The sequence below is a fragment of the Candidatus Binataceae bacterium genome (assembly GCA_035294265.1).
In the GTDB taxonomy this organism is placed as follows: domain Bacteria; phylum Desulfobacterota; class Binatia; order Binatales; family Binataceae; genus DATGLK01.
Genome location: DATGLK010000037.1, coordinates 1 through 16454 on the forward strand (window position 1 = coordinate 1; position 16454 = coordinate 16454).

The 16454-nt window shown below is 61.8% G+C and carries 15 protein-coding genes; 4 read left to right on the forward strand and 11 right to left on the reverse strand.

Features of this window, described 5'->3' with window-relative positions; translation table 11 throughout:
* From VKV28_06835 to kdpF, 7 genes are all read right to left on the reverse strand, one after another.
* The coding region (locus VKV28_06835; GenBank protein ID HLH76506.1) for a sigma-54 dependent transcriptional regulator at window positions 1–802 on the reverse strand (802 nt) is incomplete at its 3' end.
* Window positions 787–2592, reverse strand: a complete 1806-nt coding sequence (locus tag VKV28_06840) for an ATP-binding protein (GenBank protein ID HLH76507.1) — start codon at window positions 2590–2592, stop codon at window positions 787–789. The genes VKV28_06840 and VKV28_06835, both read right to left, overlap by 16 nt.
* Window positions 2589–3749, reverse strand: coding sequence for a sensor histidine kinase KdpD (locus VKV28_06845; GenBank protein HLH76508.1), 1161 nt, complete (start codon window positions 3747–3749; stop codon window positions 2589–2591). The genes VKV28_06840 and VKV28_06845 overlap by 4 nt, the downstream gene beginning before the upstream one ends.
* A 45-nt stretch (window positions 3750–3794) precedes the next feature.
* Complete coding sequence (gene kdpC / locus VKV28_06850; GenBank protein ID HLH76509.1) at window positions 3795–4388, reverse strand: K(+)-transporting ATPase subunit C; 594 nt, start codon at window positions 4386–4388, stop codon at window positions 3795–3797.
* A 12-nt stretch (window positions 4389–4400) separates the two neighbouring features.
* Window positions 4401–6440 (reverse strand): potassium-transporting ATPase subunit KdpB, encoded by a 2040-nt coding sequence (gene kdpB / locus VKV28_06855; protein HLH76510.1) that lies wholly within the window; start codon window positions 6438–6440, stop codon window positions 4401–4403.
* A gap of 18 nt (window positions 6441–6458) precedes the next feature.
* A complete protein-coding gene (gene kdpA / locus VKV28_06860) occupies window positions 6459–8186 on the reverse strand; it encodes a potassium-transporting ATPase subunit KdpA (GenBank protein HLH76511.1) in 1728 nt (575 codons plus the stop codon).
* 36 nt (window positions 8187–8222) lie between these two features.
* Window positions 8223–8315, reverse strand: a complete 93-nt coding sequence (gene kdpF / locus VKV28_06865; protein HLH76512.1) for a K(+)-transporting ATPase subunit F — start codon at window positions 8313–8315, stop codon at window positions 8223–8225.
* A 362-nt stretch (window positions 8316–8677) separates the two neighbouring features.
* Between kdpF and VKV28_06870 the strand changes: the two genes are divergently transcribed.
* Complete coding sequence (locus VKV28_06870; protein ID HLH76513.1) at window positions 8678–9973, forward strand: MFS transporter; 1296 nt, start codon at window positions 8678–8680, stop codon at window positions 9971–9973.
* Between the two features lie 45 nt (window positions 9974–10018).
* On the opposite strand, the gene rpe is transcribed toward VKV28_06870, so the two are convergent.
* The 3 genes from rpe to def form a co-directional block, all read right to left on the reverse strand.
* Window positions 10019–10696, reverse strand: a complete 678-nt coding sequence (gene rpe, locus VKV28_06875; GenBank protein ID HLH76514.1) for a ribulose-phosphate 3-epimerase — start codon at window positions 10694–10696, stop codon at window positions 10019–10021.
* Between the two features lie 212 nt (window positions 10697–10908).
* Window positions 10909–11913, reverse strand: a complete 1005-nt coding sequence (gene fmt / locus VKV28_06880; protein ID HLH76515.1) for a methionyl-tRNA formyltransferase — start codon at window positions 11911–11913, stop codon at window positions 10909–10911.
* The gene (gene def / locus VKV28_06885; GenBank protein ID HLH76516.1) at window positions 11882–12424 is read right to left on the reverse strand and encodes a peptide deformylase; all 543 of its coding nucleotides are present in this window, start codon (window positions 12422–12424) and stop codon (window positions 11882–11884) included. The genes fmt and def overlap by 32 nt, the downstream gene beginning before the upstream one ends.
* A gap of 85 nt (window positions 12425–12509) precedes the next feature.
* Here def and VKV28_06890 point away from each other — a divergent pair, with 85 nt between their 5' ends.
* Complete coding sequence (locus tag VKV28_06890; protein ID HLH76517.1) at window positions 12510–13106, forward strand: DNA-3-methyladenine glycosylase I; 597 nt, start codon at window positions 12510–12512, stop codon at window positions 13104–13106.
* A 15-nt stretch (window positions 13107–13121) separates the two neighbouring features.
* Window positions 13122–13811 carry a potassium channel family protein gene (locus tag VKV28_06895; protein ID HLH76518.1) on the forward strand — a complete coding sequence of 230 codons (690 nt, stop codon included), beginning with the start codon at window positions 13122–13124 and terminating at the stop codon, window positions 13809–13811.
* Window positions 13812–13852: 41 nt separating this feature from the next.
* Here the strand turns inward: VKV28_06895 and VKV28_06900 are convergent, their stop codons facing one another.
* Window positions 13853–14374 carry a cupin domain-containing protein gene (locus VKV28_06900; GenBank protein ID HLH76519.1) on the reverse strand — a complete coding sequence of 174 codons (522 nt, stop codon included), beginning with the start codon at window positions 14372–14374 and terminating at the stop codon, window positions 13853–13855.
* Window positions 14375–14794: 420 nt separating this feature from the next.
* On the opposite strand from VKV28_06900, the gene VKV28_06905 reads away from it, so the two are divergent.
* Window positions 14795–16393: a hypothetical protein gene (locus VKV28_06905; GenBank protein HLH76520.1), complete on the forward strand. Its 1599-nt coding sequence runs from the start codon at window positions 14795–14797 to the stop codon at window positions 16391–16393.
* Window positions 16394–16454 lie beyond the last annotated feature (61 nt).

Genomic DNA, 16454 nt, shown 5'->3' on the forward strand with positions numbered 1-16454 from the left:
CCCCGACCCGCTCGAAGCTGCGTTCCTGCACGAAGCGTAGGAACTTGGTCTGCAAGGCAGGCGATAACTCGGCGATTTCGTCCAAGAAGATCGTGCCGTGGTCAGCCGCCTCCAGCCGCCCGGGCTTATCTTTGAAGGCACCGGTAAAGGCGCCGCGCATATGACCGAAGAGTTCGCTTTCCAGCAGATGCTCCGACAGGGTGGTACAGTTAACCACCACGAAGGCGCGTTGCGCGCGCGAACTCCAACGATGAATCTGGCGAGCGAGCACATTCTTGCCAGTACCGCTTTCGCCATTGAGCAGAATCGTGGCCTCGCTGGCAGCCGCTTGGCGCGCCGCTTCGAGCACTCGGCGCATCGCCGGGCTGGGCGAATCCACCAGCGCCGCGGGCTCTTCCAGGCTTTCACGCAGGCGGCGGTTTTCGCTGCGTAATCCCTCCACTTCCAAAGCGCGCTCGACCACGTGCTGAATCTGATCGAGGGTGAAGGGCTTGGTAATATAATCGACGGCCCCCGAACGCATCGCCGCCACCGCGTTTTCCACCGTCGCGTAGGCAGTCATCAGGATTACCGGCAGCGCCGGGCGCAGCTCCTTGATTTGGCGCAGGAGCTCCAGCCCATTGACCTCCGCCATCCGATAGTCGGTCAGCACCAAGTCGTAGAGTTTGCCCGGGGCGCCCACTAGAGCCAGCGCCTGGCGCCCGCTGTCAGCACAATCGACCGTATGTGAACAAGATTGAAAGAAGGTGGCCAGGGAGCCGCGAATGTTTTTCTCGTCGTCAACGATCAGCAGTCGGGCCATGAATCCTCCGGCGCCAGGGGCAATTCCACGCGGAAGGAAGTCCCTTGGCCGGGTTCGCTATCTACGAAAATTCTGCCCCCGTGAGCCTCGACGATCTCCTTAACGATCGCCAGCCCCAAGCCCGCCGCCCCCGGCTGAGCGCCATCGATCGTCCCCTGAGCATAGCGCTCGAACAGATGGTCGCGCATGTCAGCCGATACACCCGGCCCGGTATCGCTCACACATAACCGCAACACATGCGGGCCACGCTGCGCGCTGAGGTTAATTCTTCCGCCCGCCGGAGTATGGCGCAAGGCGTTGGTTAGCAGATTGGAAAGCACCCACGACAGCTTCACCGCGTCGGCTCTAACCGGGGGCAACGCAGGCTCGATCTCCTGAACCATCTCCACCCCCTTCTGCTCAGCCTGCAGGGCAAAGCCCTTAACGACCGAGGCGATCAGCGGGGGCAACTCCAACTTGACCGCGCGCAGCGAAATGGCGCCACCAGTGCCCTTGACCAGATCCAGCAGATCATCGGCCAAATGACGGATGCGATTGATGTCCTCGCTGATCGCGCTGACCAGCTTCTGATCCTGAGGCGTCAATTGGGCCCGATCGCGCTCCAGCAAGCCCGCCGATAGCGCCAGCGAAGTCAGCGGCGTCTTGAGTTCATGCGAGAGCGTAGCCACCAAGTTGGTGCGCGCCCGATCCTGATCGCGGAGATAGGTGATGTCCTGCAGGATTACGATGGTGCCAAAGGACTGGTCGGCCGTCGGCCGCAGCGGGATGCGCTTGAGCACGTAGGTGTGGTCGCGCCCGCGCACATGCAGCTCGACCTCCACGCGCTGGGCTTCCACCGGCCGCTTGGCGGCGGCCTGCAGCGCCGCGCGCACGCGCAGGTAGTGCGGGTGGTTGCTGCTCAGGTCGTCGATCGGGCTGCCCAGCGCTTCTTCCCGCTCCACCCCAAGGATGAGCGCCGCCAACTCGTTGATATGGGTGACAACGCCCTTGAGATCGACCAGCACGATACCGTCCTCGACGCTCTCCAGGATCGCCTCGGTCTTGCGCTTTTCGTAAATCAGCCGCTCAACGTTAAGCTGTTCGAACTGCTCCAGCCGCTCCGCCATCCGATTGAACTCGGCTGCCACTCCCGCCAGCTCGGCCAGTGGCTGCTCGCCAAGCCGCAGCGACGGACCGCGCAGGGAAAAGCTGCGCAAACGCTCCGCCAGCTCGTTGAGCGGCCGAGAGATCGACCAGGCCAGGGTCCAGGACAGCGCCACCCCGATCACCAGCAGCGCGATCAGGCCGGCGCCGAAAACCGTGGCGACGTGCTCGCTCATCCGGGTGGCTCGGCTGTCGGCGCGGAACATCGCCCGCTGATTGATGTCGGTCAGGCGGTCGAGCAGGGCGTGAAGCTGCGCATACTGAAGGTCGTAATTGGCCTTAGGATTGGCCGCTAACTGCGCCATCAGCCGCGTCCCGCGCTGCTTGATCGCGTCGGCGACGTCGGCCTCGCCCACCTCTGTGATATCGCTGAGCTCGATGTCGATCCAATGCTCGAACAGATCCCTATTAGGCGCCAACACCAGCGGCAACTTGCCATCGCGCTGAGCCAATTGCAGGTTGTAAAGCGCGGTATGCATGTGCTGGGCCGCATCGATACTGAGGTAATTGCGATACAGGGCGCGGCGAATAGAGCCGCCCAGCTCGTAAACCTGAGGGAACTCCACCACCCCCAACAGCAGTGCGATGAGCAGCATCAGCAGGCTGCCGTTGCGAATCCGGCTGGCCAGGGCGGGCGGCCTTTTCATTTCTCGCTCTCGCTTTCCTGGCGGGCGATTTCGATGTCGTAATCGGCCGCCCGCTCGATAATCCGCCGGGTCATCGAGTAACCCATCACGCGGCGCATTAAGGTGCGGTGGGTACGGCCAATCACGATGCGAGTGATCTGCTTGTCGTGGGCAAACTCCAACAACGCCGCGATCACGTCGGGAGCCTTCAGCCAGGCTACTTCAGCGCCCAGGTCGGCGGCCAAATTGATGTTGTCCAGCAGAGCGCGAAAATTGGCAGTGCTAATGCGCTGCACCGATTCCGCCGGGGTCTCGACGTGGACCGCAAACCAGTCGGCGTTAAGCGCCGCCGCGCTGCGCGCCGCGCGCCGCAACAAGCCTTCGCTGCCGGCAGGATTGGAAGACAGACAGACCATTAGCCGCTCGGTAACCGCCGGCGTACGGCCACCCTCGCGCTTGAGCAGCTCGAGCAGCTCGCGATGGCGGCTTTGGTCGCGCGCCACCTCGCGCAACGCCAGCTCGCGCAGCGCCGCCAGATTACTGGGGCGAAAAAAATTCTTAAGCGCCTGCTCCACCTGATCGGGCGGATAGATTTTGCCCTCGCGCAGCCGCTCCCGCAGCTCTTCCACCGGAATGTCGACCGTCACCACCTGGTCGGCTTTGCTCAAAAAGGTGTCGGGCACGGTCTCGCGCACCTCGATTCCGGTGATCCGGCGCACGAGCTGATTGAGGCTCTCCAGGTGCTGCACATTGAGCGCGGTGATGACGTTGATGCCTGCCGCGACTAGCTCTTCCACGTCCTGATAACGCTTATTGTGGCGCGAGCCGGGGGCGTTGGTGTGGGCCAGTTCGTCCACCACCGCATATTCGGGTCGGCGCGCCAGCACCGCGTCGACGTCCAATTCGGGCAGGACCACGTCGCGATAGGCAATTTGGCGCGGCGGAATGACTTCAAGGTTGCCGATGCGGGCCTGGGTCTCGGCCCGCCCGTGGGTCTCGATCACTGCCAGCACCACATCGTGCCCTTCATCGCGCAGATAATGGGCATCCTCCAGCATCCGGTAGGTTTTGCCCACGCCGGCGGCACTACCTAGATAGATCTTTAGCCGGCCGCGCTTGTTCTCGGCCTCCAGGCCCAGGAAGGCCTCGGGATCCTTGCGCTCGTCAGCCGGCTTCATTCCATCTCAAGCACGCGCACGCTCTTCCCCCCAAGAGCGACTCGGTCAGCGCGCGCTGGCGCGAGCCGCGCTCAAGCGATCCAACGCCAGGTTAAGTTCGAGCACGTTCACGCCGGGTTCGCCAAAGATTCCTAACCAGCGGCCGCGCGTATGGGCCTTGACCTGCGCGCTTACGATAGCTGGGTCCAAGCCGCGCGCCCGCGCTACTCGGGCCACCTGAAGCTGCGCCGCGGCCGGGCTGATTTCGGGGTCAAGCCCGCTGCCCGAAGCAGTGACCAAATCTATCGGCACCTGGTCAGCGCGCACTCCAGGGTTTTCCTTAAGTACCGCTTGGAGCCGGCTTCGGACCGTGTCTATCAAGACCTTGTTGGTCGGACCCAGATTGGACCCGCCAGAGCTGTCGGCATCGTAGCCCTTGTCACCCGCGGCCGAGGGGCGCGGATGGAAATAGCGCGGGGCCGCGAAGTTCTGTCCGATCAGGCTGGAGCCTACCGCCCGGCCATCGCGATAAATCACGCTACCTCCCGCCTGGACGGGAAATAGCAGCCCACCCAGACCGGCTATGATCAGAGGATAAACTACTCCGGTCAGCACGGTAAGCACGATTACCATTCGCAAGGCTACCCACCAGCGCATCATTGTTTCTCCCACTCAGGCCAGGTGCAAGGCAGCCACCACCAGATCGATCGCCTTGATGCCGATAAAGGGCACGATTACCCCGCCCAGGCCGTAGATCAGCAGATTGCGGCTCAAGATCGCGGCTGCGCCAAGCGGGCGATATCGCACTCCACGCAAAGCTAGCGGAATGAGCGCGATAATTATCAGGGCGTTGAAGATAACCGCCGATAGGATAGCGCTTTGCGGCGTCGCCAAATGCATTATGTTGAGCGCCTGCAGCTCCGGATAGCCCAGCACGAACATGGCGGGAATGATCGCAAAATATTTGGCTACATCGTTGGCGATAGAAAAGGTGGTCAAGGCGCCGCGAGTGATTAGCAACTGCTTGCCAATCTCAACCACCTCCATGATCTTGGTCGGATTGGAGTCCAAATCCACCATGTTGCCGGCCTCGCGCGCAGCCTGGGTACCGGCGTTCATCGCGATCCCCACGTCGGCCTGGGCCAAGGCTGGCGCGTCATTGGTGCCGTCGCCAATCATCGCCACCAGCTTGCCCTGCGCCTGTTCGTCGCGAATAAGCTTGAGCTTGGTCTCGGGCGTGGCTTCGGCACGGAAATCGTCCACCCCGGCCTCGTTGGCAATCGCGGCGGCCGTCAAGGGATTATCACCGGTGATCATCACCGTGCGCATACCCATCGCGCGTAGGCGGGCAAAACGTTCCTTGATGCCCTCCTTGATCATGTCCTTGAGATGAATCACGCCCAGAATTCGACCGCCCTCGGCCACCGCCAACGGCGTCCCGCCGGCGCGTGAGATCCGCGCCACCATCTCTTCCAGTTCGGTGGGCGCCTGGCCCCCATTTTCGCGCACGAAGTTGACCACCTGAGCGGCCGCCCCTTTGCGAATCCGGCGCTGACCCAGGTCCACTCCGCTCATCCGAGTCTGAGCGGAAAACGGAATGAATTGCGCCTCCTTTTCCGCGAGATCGCGCCCGCGTAGGCTGAAGAGTTTTTTCGCCAATACCACGATCGAGCGCCCCTCGGGGGTCTCGTCCGCCAACGAGGCCAGCTGGGCGGCGTCGGCCAGCTCTTCCAGCGACACGCCCAGCACGGGCAAAAACTCCGTCGCCATCCGATTACCCAGGGTGATGGTTCCGGTCTTATCCAAAAGCAGGGTATCCACATCGCCCGCCGCTTCCACCGCGCGGCCCGACATCGCCAGCACGTTGTGCTGAACCAGCCGATCCATTCCGGCAATTCCGATTGCCGACAACAACCCGCCGATCGTGGTCGGAATCAGGCACACCAGCAAAGCCACCAGCACTGGTAACGACAGCGAGGTATGGCCGTAGAGCGCGAATGGATACAAGCTGACGCACACCAGCATGAAGATGATAGTCAAGCCGGCCAGTAGGATACTCAGCGCGATCTCGTTGGGCGTTTTTTGTCGCTGGGCGCCTTCGACCAAGGCGATCATGCGATCAAGGAAGGTCTCCCCAGGATTGACTGTGATGCGAATCTTCAGCCAATCCGAAATCACGGTAGTGCCGCCCGTGACCGCGCTGCGATCGCCGCCGCTCTCGCGGATAACCGGTGCCGATTCACCCGTAATCGCAGCCTCGTTGACCGCCGCGACCCCTTCGCTGACCTCGCCATCGCCCGGAATCACTTCACCCGCACGCACCAGCACGATGTCGCCACGGCGCAGCGAAGTGGCCGGAACCATGATTTCCTGTTTGTCGCGCAGCAGCCGGGCCGACGTTTCCACTCGGGTCTTGCGCAGGTTGTCAGCCTGGGCCTTGCCGCGTCCCTCGGCCATCGCTTCAGCGAAGTTGGCAAAGCCCACCGTGAACCACAGCCACAGCGCGATTTGCAGCTCGAAGCCGACCAGATGGGAGCGTCCCAGCCATAGATCGTGAGCCAGGATCGCGGTCACCGCCAAAGCCGTGACTTCAACCACGAACATGACCGGGTTGCGCGCCTGGATGCGGGGGTCGAATTTGCGCAGTGAATCGGCCAGCGCGCCCCTGACGATCGACGCGTCCCACAACGAGGAAGCCTTACGTTCGGCCATCGCCATTTGTCTCCGGGGTCAGTAGAGTTTCCCCGCCGCCATCGCCAGATGCTCGACGATTGGACCCAGCGCGTCGGCAGGGAAGAAGGTCAGGGCGGCCACAATCAGGATCACGCCAATCAGCAGGACCACAAAGATCGCGCCGTGGGTGGGGAAGGTGCCGGCGCTGGGCGGGACGATTTTCTTGCCCGCCAGCGATCCGGCCAGGGCCAGGATGGGCACCTTCATCAGGAAGCGGCCAAAAAGCATCACAAAACCCAAGGTGGCGTTGTAGAAGAGGGTGTTGGCGTTGAGCCCGGCAAATGCCGAACCGTTGTTAGCCGAAGCTTCGGTATAGGCGTAAAGAATTTGGCTGAAGCCGTGCGGGCCGGGATTGCTAATCCCTGCCAGCCCCGCGCGGCTGACCACCGCCACTCCGGCCGGAAACAAGATAACGGCGGGAAAGATTAGCAGAAAGAGCATCGCCAACTTGATTTCGCGCCCCTCGATTTTCTTGCCTAGATATTCGGGCGTGCGCCCGACCATCAGACCCGCGATAAACACCGCCAGCACCGCCATTACCAGCATCCCATACAGCCCCGAGCCCACGCCGCCAAAGATGATCTCGCCAATCTGCATATTAACCAGCGGGATCAAACCGCCCAGCGGAGTGTAGCTGTCGTGCATCGAATTAACCGCGCCGCAGGAAGTGTCCGTGGTCACCGTGGCCCACAGCGCCGAATCGACAATTCCAAAGCGCACTTCCTTGCCTTCCATGTTGCCGCCGCTTTGGGTCGTACTGGCCTGTTGATTTAGCCCCATCGCGGTAAACTGCGGATTGCCGCGCTGCTCGGCCCAGATCGTCGGCGTCACTCCCATCAAAAACAGCAACCCCATCGCCCAGAACAACACCCATCCCTGGCGCCGATCGCCGACCATCACGCCGAAGGTGTGGGTCAAGCCAGCACCGATGATGATGATCGCCACCACTTCGATCAGGTTGGCCAAGGGATTGGGATTCTCATAGGGATGGGCCGAATTGGCGTTGAAAAAACCACCGCCGTTGGTACCCAACTCCTTGATGATCTCCTGAGAGGCGACCGGACCCTGGGCAATTACCTGTTCGGCTCCTTCCAAAGTCTTGACATGGACATAAGGCTTGAAATTGTCGGGCACGCCCTGCGCGATCAATACCAGGCTAAAGATCGCACTAATGGGCAGCAGTACCCACAGTGTGGCGCGAGTCATGTCGACCCAGAAATTGCCGATGGTGCGCGCGCTGCGCCGCGCAAAACCGCGGATCACCGCAATCGCCACCGCGATGCCGGAGGCGGCGGAAACAAAGTTATGGAAGGCTAGCCCCGCCATCTGGGTGAGATAGCTCATCGTGCTTTCACCGGCATAGGCTTGCCAGTTGGTGTTAGTGGTGAAGCTAGCGGCGGTGTTGAAGGCCAGATCGGGCGCCACCCCTCCCAGCCCCTGCGGATTGAGCGGCAACAGCCCTTGCAGACGCTCCAAGCCATAGAGCAGCACCATCCCAAAGCCGCTGAACAGCAGCATCGCCACGGCGTATTCCACCCACGACTGCTCGCGTTCGGGATGCACCCCGCACAGCCGGTAAATCAGCCGCTCCAGCGGTCCAAACAGAGGATCGAGCCACGTCGGTTCAGCGCTGAACACGCGCGCCATGTAACGACCCAGCGGGACGCTGAGAACAAGCACAATGAGCGCGAACAGGCCGACTTGAATCAGCGCGTTCCAATCCATCTCAAAGCTTCCTTAAAGGCTGGAATCAACAAGCGTCTAGAATTTTTCGGGCCGTAACAGGGCATAGACCAAATAGGCGGTCAGCCCGACCGCCAGAACCAGCCCCATCACCAGTTCTCCGCCACTCATAGCCGAGCGCACCCCCACACGTAGATAAGCGCAAGTGCGAAAAACAGTGCCGTGGCCGCAAGCCAGATTACGTCCTGCATGATCAATCGGTTAGTGCACCATCCGTGCCAGCGACGCCATCGGAAGAGATCCCGCGTCTTTTCAAGCGCCGAGCGGCTTTGAGGTTGCAAAATGCCATGCAGGATCATGCAGTCCGCAATGCGTAGCTGGTGCTGCGGTTCCGGTTCGAAAGGTTAGCGCTTAGCTCTACTGAAAGTAGCTTAGCGGTTGAATTTCAACCCCGTCCGCGCCACCTTTAAAGGCCTTTTGCAGTGGAATTTCTTATGTTCTCCCGTATCAAACCGCACCCGGCCTCAGCCCAAGTGGCTTCGCCAATCGACCTCGCCACCGGCGATTTGGCCGCCGCCACCATCGCCCGCCTTTCCCGCCGGCTGCTGCCCCTGCTGTTCGCGCTGTATATTGTAGCCTACCTGGACCGCGTCAACGTCGGCTTCGCGGCATTGGCCATGAATCGGCAGTTAGGGCTTGGACCGGAAGAATTCGGGCTGGGCGCTGGGCTGTTCTTCATTGGCTACTTCATATTGGAAATCCCCAGCAACCTGATCTTAGCTCGGATCGGCGCGCGCCGCTGGATTGCCCGCATCCTGGTCTCCTGGGGGGTGGCCGCGATCGCGATGGCGGCCGTGCGCGGTCCGCGTAGCTTTTACCTGCTACGCGCTACGCTGGGGATGGCGGAGGCGGGCTTTTTTCCCGGCGTGATTTTTTACCTCACCAGCTGGTTTCCCAGTCGCGAGCAAGCCCGCGCCATCGCCATCTTCATGACCGCCACCGCGTTGGCCGGCGTGATCGGCGGACCGCTCTCGGGCGCCATCCTGACCATCGACGGCTTCCTCGGCCTGGCCGGATGGCAATGGCTGTTCGTGATCGAAGGCCTGCCTGCCGTCGTTCTGGGCGCGGTCGTGCTGCGCTATTTACCCGATCGACCCGAGCAGGCTGGCTGGTTGAGCGTCGAACAGCGGCAATGGCTGATCGCAAGATTGCGCCACGAGAATCGGCCAACCCCGCCCGGTGGTTTGTGCTTGGGCAACATTTTCGATTTGCAGGTCGGTTTACTGAGCGCGATCTATTTTCTTTTGGTCAGCAGCCTGTACGGCATCGCTATGTGGTTGCCTCAAATCATTCGAAACTTCGGCGCACGCAGCGATTTCACCATTGGCCTGCTCGCGGCTATCCCCTACCTGATAGCCGCCATCGCAATGGTCGCCGTGGGCCGCTCTTCGGACCGACGCGGCGAACGGCGCTGGCACGTCGCTCTGTCGTTGTTCGCCGCCGCCGGCGGCTTCGTGCTGGCCGCCGACGCCCACGGGGCTTTGGCGCTGGCCGCGCTCAGCTTGGCCGCGCTGGGTACCTGCGCCGCGCTAGGCCCGTTCTGGTCGCTGGCCCGCAGCTCGCTGAACGCCGAGGCGGCCGCCGCCGGTATCGCTCTGATCAATTCAGTGGGCAACCTGGGCGGTTTTGTCGGACCTTTTGCCATTGGCCTGCTGCGCCAGCGTTCGCAGGCTTTCGCCGGGGCCTTGATGGGACTGGGCATCGCGGTGACGACGGCGGGAATTCTGGGCTTGCTCGCCCGCCCAACGGTCCGGGCAAGCGAGGGTTAACCGCTGTACGCAACCCCCTTTTCGGCTTCCATCGCGCGATACCCTTTATAGCGGATGGCAGGCAGCGATTTCTGCACGCATCGCGCCGATGATCTCGCCATAATCTCCCGCCCCGAAAATTCCCGAACCCGACACGAACACGTTGGCCCCGGCAGCCTTGATCGGCCCGATGTTGTCGCGCTTGACCCCGCCGTCGATCTCGACCTCGACCTGCTCCAGCCCGCGCCGCTTAAGCTCCGCCCGCACCTGACGCAGCTTGTGCAGGGAGTCGGGAATAAACTCCTGACCGCCGAAACCGGGATGGACGCTCATGATCAGGATCATGTCCAGATGCGCGGCCACGGCCATTACGCGATCGATTGGGGTCTCGGGATTGATCCCGATCGAGGCGCGCGCCCCCAGCGCTCGGATCTGCCGGGCGATTCCCAGCAGATCGGCCACCACTTCACAATGGACGGAGATCGAGTTGGCCCCGGCCTGGACGAAATCCTTCAGATAGCGGTCCGGGTTATCGATCATCAGGTGGGCATCCAGCGGCAGCCGGGTGACCCGGCGCACGGCCTGCAGGACCGGCAAGCCGATCGAGATGTTAGGGACGAAATGACCGTCCATCACGTCGAAATGGAGCAGGTCGGCGCCGGCGCGCTCGACCCGGGCGATCTCCTCGCCCATGCGGGTAAAGTCGCAGGATAGCAGCGAGGGGGCAATTTTATCGGTCGGCATGGTTACTCAAGGCTAGCCCGCCCGCGCCCGCGTGGCAAAACTACAAACGCCGACCTTGGCAATTTGTACGAACGCAACTTGCTGTACACCGCTGGCAGGAGAGCGGCTGGCTTCTACTCTGAATAGGAACTGCGGCGCCCAATCATCAAGCTTCCGGCCGGATAGCCTTCAAGGGGTCGGACATGGCGGAGCAAGGCGCACCGACGAGGGTCTCAGGCGGCAGAATTGGGCGGGAGCTGATCGAAGCTTTGCCCTACGACCAGGCGGCGGCCGCGGGCGAAATCCTCTCCCTTGATTCGCTTACGCCCGGGAGCCTGCACTTCAAGCAGGCGCAGGTTCCCCTCCCCGCATCGCACCACCAATTCGCGGCCGACTGCGACTACGGTGCCGGGCGCAGCGTCACCAGGGTAGCTTTCAGCAAGCGGTGTAGCGCCGTAGATGCGCACCTCTTCCCCACCCAGCAGCGCATGGGCGATAGGCCAGGGATAATAGGCGCGCACCATGCGCTCGATTTGGACTGCCGGCAGCGTCCAATCTATCCGAGCGTCCGCTTTTTTTACCAACGCGGTATAGGTGGCCTGACTTTCATCCTGCGGCATCTCGGCGAGGCGGCCGGCGATAAGCTCCTCCAGGGCCTCCAGCACCGCCTGCGCTCCCAAGTCGGCCAAGCGAGTAGATAAGCTGGCGCAGGTGTCGTCAGGTAGGATTTCCAGCCGGCGCTGAAGCAGAATGGGTCCTGCGTCCAAACGCTCTACGACTCGCATGATCGTCACCCCGGTTTGCCGATCCCCAGCCAACAGCGCGCCTTGAATCGGCGCCGCGCCACGCAGCCGCGGCAGCAGTGAGGCGTGGACATTGATCGGCAAGCCGCGCGGCAAATCGAGCACCGCGCGCGGCAGAATGCGGCCGTAGGCCGCGACCACCAGGTAGTCGGGCGCCCATCCGGTCAGTTGCGAGAGAAATTCGCGGCTGCCCAGAGCACGTGGCTTGAGCGCCGGCACCCCATGACGGGCGCAGACCACGGCCACCGGCGAGGGCGCCACGCCCAGGCCGCGTCCGCGCGGCTGGTCGGGACGGGTCACCCCTCCCACCACGCGCCAGCCGGGATGGTGCTGCTGGAGCATCACCTCAAGGATCCTGGCGGCGAGCTCCGGGGTCCCCATGAAGACTATGTTGTAGGGGGGGTCAGAGGCCGGGGCTGGAGGGCGACTGGCCATCAGCTTTGCCCTCCTTGATTAGTTTTTGCAGCTTGCGCCGGTACAGCTCGCGCTTGATTTTGCTGATTCGATCGATAAACAACTTGCCGTCTAAATGGTCGATCTCATGCTGCAGGCAAACCGCCAGCAATTGGTCGGCCTCGATTTCGATCTCCTGCTGATCCGGCGTGTAAGCACGCACCAGCACTTGCGCCGCGCGCTTGACTTCGGCGTTGTAATCCAACACCGACAGGCAGCCCTCTTCCCACAGGATCGAGCCGTGGCTTTCCACAATCGTGGGATTGATCAGCTTCAGGAGCTGCTTGCCGGGTTGTTTATGGTCCAAATCCAAGACGATCACGCGGCTGGATTCGCCCACCTGCGGCGCCGCCAGTCCCACCCCGGGCGCCGCGTACATCGTTTGCACCATGTTCTCGATTAATCCGACAAGCTGGCCGTCGATCTCGGCCACCGGAGCGGCCGTCTGCTTGAGTACCGGATCGGGGTAGCGCCTTATCTTGAGCAATGCCATCGCGTAACTGTTGAAGTTTATCAGAGCGCGATAGTATAGGAAAAGCGCCGCGTCAGGCGGCTTCCTACCCTCTCCAGGAGCATCGATGATACAACGCTGCGAATGGGCACAAAGCGAGCTTGCCATCGCATATCACGACCGGGAATGGGGCGTACCGCTGCACGATGATCGAGCGCTGTTCGAGCTGCTCTGCCTAGAAGGAGCCCAGGCCGGGCTGTCATGGGAAGTGGTGTTGAAAAAGCGCGTCGCCTACCGGCGCGCTTTTGCCAACTTCGATCCTCTCGCGGTGGCCCGCTTCGATGACGCCGCCCTGGCCGGCCTACTCCAGGACCCGGGCCTGATCCGCAATCGGCTCAAGCTTGCCTCGGTGGTCGAAAACGCCCGCGCGCTGATTCGGTTGCAGGCCGAGTGCGGCAGCTTCGACATTTGGCTATGGCGCTTCGTGGAAAATCGGCCACGTGTCAATCGCCATCGCACGCCCGCCGAAGTACCGGCGCGCACCGAGCTATCCGATAAGTTGAGCAAGGCCTTGCGCGCGCGCGGCTTCAAATTCGTGGGCTCGACCATCTGCTACGCCTTCATGCAGGCCAGCGGGATGGTCAACGACCACCTGGTGAGCTGCTTCCGCTTTCCGCAATTGGAGACCCCAATGGGGTTCACCGGTGCCAGTCGTTTAGCTTGAGCTGATCTGGTAACGATGTCACCAACTCGAAATTCCCATCGCTATACCGCCCTGATGGTGAGCCTGCTGCTGCTCTTTCTTTGGGTGCCCTGGTGGTCGGACTTTGCCTGGGGCGGCTGGCTTACCGACCTAGTTTCGATTGCGACCTTGCTAGCAGCGGTTTACGCGGCCTCCGAGCGTTCCAGCAGCTATTACCTGGCCGTTGTCTTGGCCGCACCCGCGCTTTGCAGCCGCGCGCTGCTGGCCTATTTCCCTCAGATGGTCGAGCTGGCTCTGATCTGCTGGGGTATCTTCATGGCCTACGTGGCGGTTGCGATTTTGCGCGATGTCCTGACCACGCCACGGGTCAACCTGGATACCATAAGTGGGGCCCTCTGCGGTTATCTAATGTTGGGGCTGACCTGGAGCGTCTTCTACGCCTTATGCGAGTTCATCCATCCCGGCTCACTGATTTTTTCCACCACGCCGGGCGCGCTGCGGGCGACCCTGCCAGATATCGCCCGCAGCTACCCCCTGTACGCTTATTATAGCTTCACCACGCTCACCACGACCGGTTACGGCGACGTGACTCCAGCCACGATGGCTTGTCGTTCCCTATCGATAATCGAAGCGATCGCGGGGCAATTCTATATAGCGGTGCTGGTAGCACGTCTAGTGGCATTAGAAATCATCCAGTCCAGCCGTGAGCCCAAGCCGCTCCTGTAGCCCACGACGCGCGCCGCAGAGAGCGGCGCGCGCGGAATGACTCAGTTCAGTGGCTCGGCGTCAACCAGGATGAACGCTACCCGGCAGGGTTGGCTGCTACGGTTGGACCACGCGTGAAAGGTGCCGCGCTGGATCAAGACGTCGCCCGCCTTCATCAGAGTTTCACCCTCGTCCATCATGGCCCAGATTTCGCCCTCTAGGACGATCGCATAGTCCACGGAATTGGTCTGATGGAAACCGTGATGGCGCTTGCTGCGCTCGGGGTCAACCTGGATCTGGGAGGCACTGGGATTGAGCGTAGCCCCGCTATGGCCAGCGCTATCGGGCAGAAAATCGACAACACGAAAGACCGTACCGTTTTTTGGCGGCGGCACCGGTACCCGTTTTCCGGCCGGTGCGACATCCTCGTTGCCGCGATTGGAGGCCGGCGCACGGTCGGTGAGCCACAGCAAGGTCGAATTGCTATCGGGACTGGCGTTGGGTGCCGGTCCGTCGTGCAAAATGACTGAGCGGCCGGCGCTGTTATGGCCGGTAACGATCCGGCGGATGGGCTTGGTTGCCATCGGTTATTCGCTCCCTCGTCGGCTGTGCGCCGGCCCCCGTCGGTCAAGCCGCGCAGCAGCCGAGCGCTGATTTAGGCGTCGATCGGCGTACCATAGCACGCCCTTGCGCGGGCGGGTCAATTGGCCTTCCGGCCAAGTTTTGGGGCCCGTACAACCCACGCCGAAACAGAATCAAATCTTTTGCGTTAATAGCCTATGTCTAGCTTATGCTTATATATTAGAGCCTAATCTAAAATTAGATGTCAAGAATCGCGCTCTCAAGCATGTTTAACTTTTTGCGAGTTGACACAAGCAGATCAAATCGTTAAGGGATCAGCCCTATTGGCTTTTAAGTACATTTTTAAAACGGGCTGAGGTCTGAAAATGCAAACGGCACGCCAGTGCTTTAGGTTCACATCACTTGCGGCAACCATTCTTTCGATGATGCTGCTGGCGGCCGGCTGCAACAGCAGTAGCAGCTCACCGGCGCCGACCAAGACGGCAACCGCGACTTCGGCACCGACCGCTACCGCGGCCCCGACCCAAGCGCCGACGCAGGCCCCGACTCAAGCGCCGACGCAGGCCCCGACCCAAGCGCCGACGCAATGCGCATCCCCGACCCCTAGCGCGACCGCCAGCCCGGTTGACCAGATCATCTTCTCGCCGGCCGCCACCACCCTGCCCAGCAGCGCCGGCACGATCTCGATTCAACTCAACGCCTTTGACAGCCAGGGCAATCCGCTCGCGCCAAGCTCGAGCAATCCAATCAACGTGTCGGTCTACGGCGCCCCCAGCGGGGTGATCACGCCCATCAGCACCACTGTGACTAGCGGTTCCAACCTGACGCTTAACTACAGCGGCGGCGCGGTGCCCAACAACGTCACGATCAACGCATCCATGCTGGATCCCAACTACCCAGGAGGTACCGGCTACGCCCTTGGTCAGACCCAAATCGCGGCCAACGGTTGCACGGTCGGGGGCGCGAGTTTTTCCGTGCCGCTAACCAGCCTCGCGCCCAATGAACTGAAGTTCCTGGCCGCGGTGGGCTACACCGATCAGACCACGGCCACCGCCAATCTGAAGATCTTCACGATCGATACCGGTTCGCTGGGCACGATCGTGACTGCCAGCGACCTGCCGGCCAACAGCGAAGTGATCGGTCCCGCGGGTCAAGGAACCAAATGCTACGACAGCAGTAACAACGCCTATTTCGGCAACTACTATTTGGCGCCGGTCGATATCCAAGTCTTCTCCAACAGCAACGGCACCACGGTTGGGATAACCAATCCCCTGGTCATTCTGGCCGCCAATAAGTACTGCCCGGTCAAGAATTGCACGGATAATCCATTGGTTATCAACGGCACCTGTACTAGCAATCCCAGTATTCATTACATGGGGGTGGGTTTCGCTCGCGGAGGTACGGCGGCTGGCGACTTGTTCGGCCCTCCCACCGCCAATCCCTTCCTGCATCTGACCGACGCCAGCAACGGGACTGACATCAACCCCGGCTACATTTTGGGCCCACTGGGAGTCACCCTGGGCATCGCTTCGACCACCGGCTTCAACATGCTGACGCTCAGTCCCAATGCCAGCTACGCCGGCGACTGGCTACCGATGACTTCGTGCTACAGCTTCCCCAGCCTGCCCTCGCCCAATCAGTTCTGCGGCAACGGCCTGCTCGACGTTGGGATTTCCCAAATGTACAACGACCTGCCGTTTGCCCAGCGTCCGTCTGGAACCTACGACAGCAACGACGAGGTGCCGCCTAACCTGACCATGAACGTCCTGGTGGGGAGTTCCTCCAGTCCGATCGCCTCCTACACCTACACCACGGTGCAGCCGCCCACCGCGCCCAGCGGCCCGGCGCCCACCTACTCGCAATGGATCGATACCACCTGCAAGCCGGCTGGCCAGCAGATCTTTGTCAACACCGGCCGCAACCCGATTAACTGCTACAACTACATGTACGCCGCTCAGTGCGGGCAGGTCGGACTGCAAAAGGTCACTCCCGCTCCGGCGGGCTGCTCCCAGGCGAACTGAATATACCAACCATCAGCCCGCGGCCCTTCAGGACCGCGGGCTTCAGCAAATTCGTAAATTC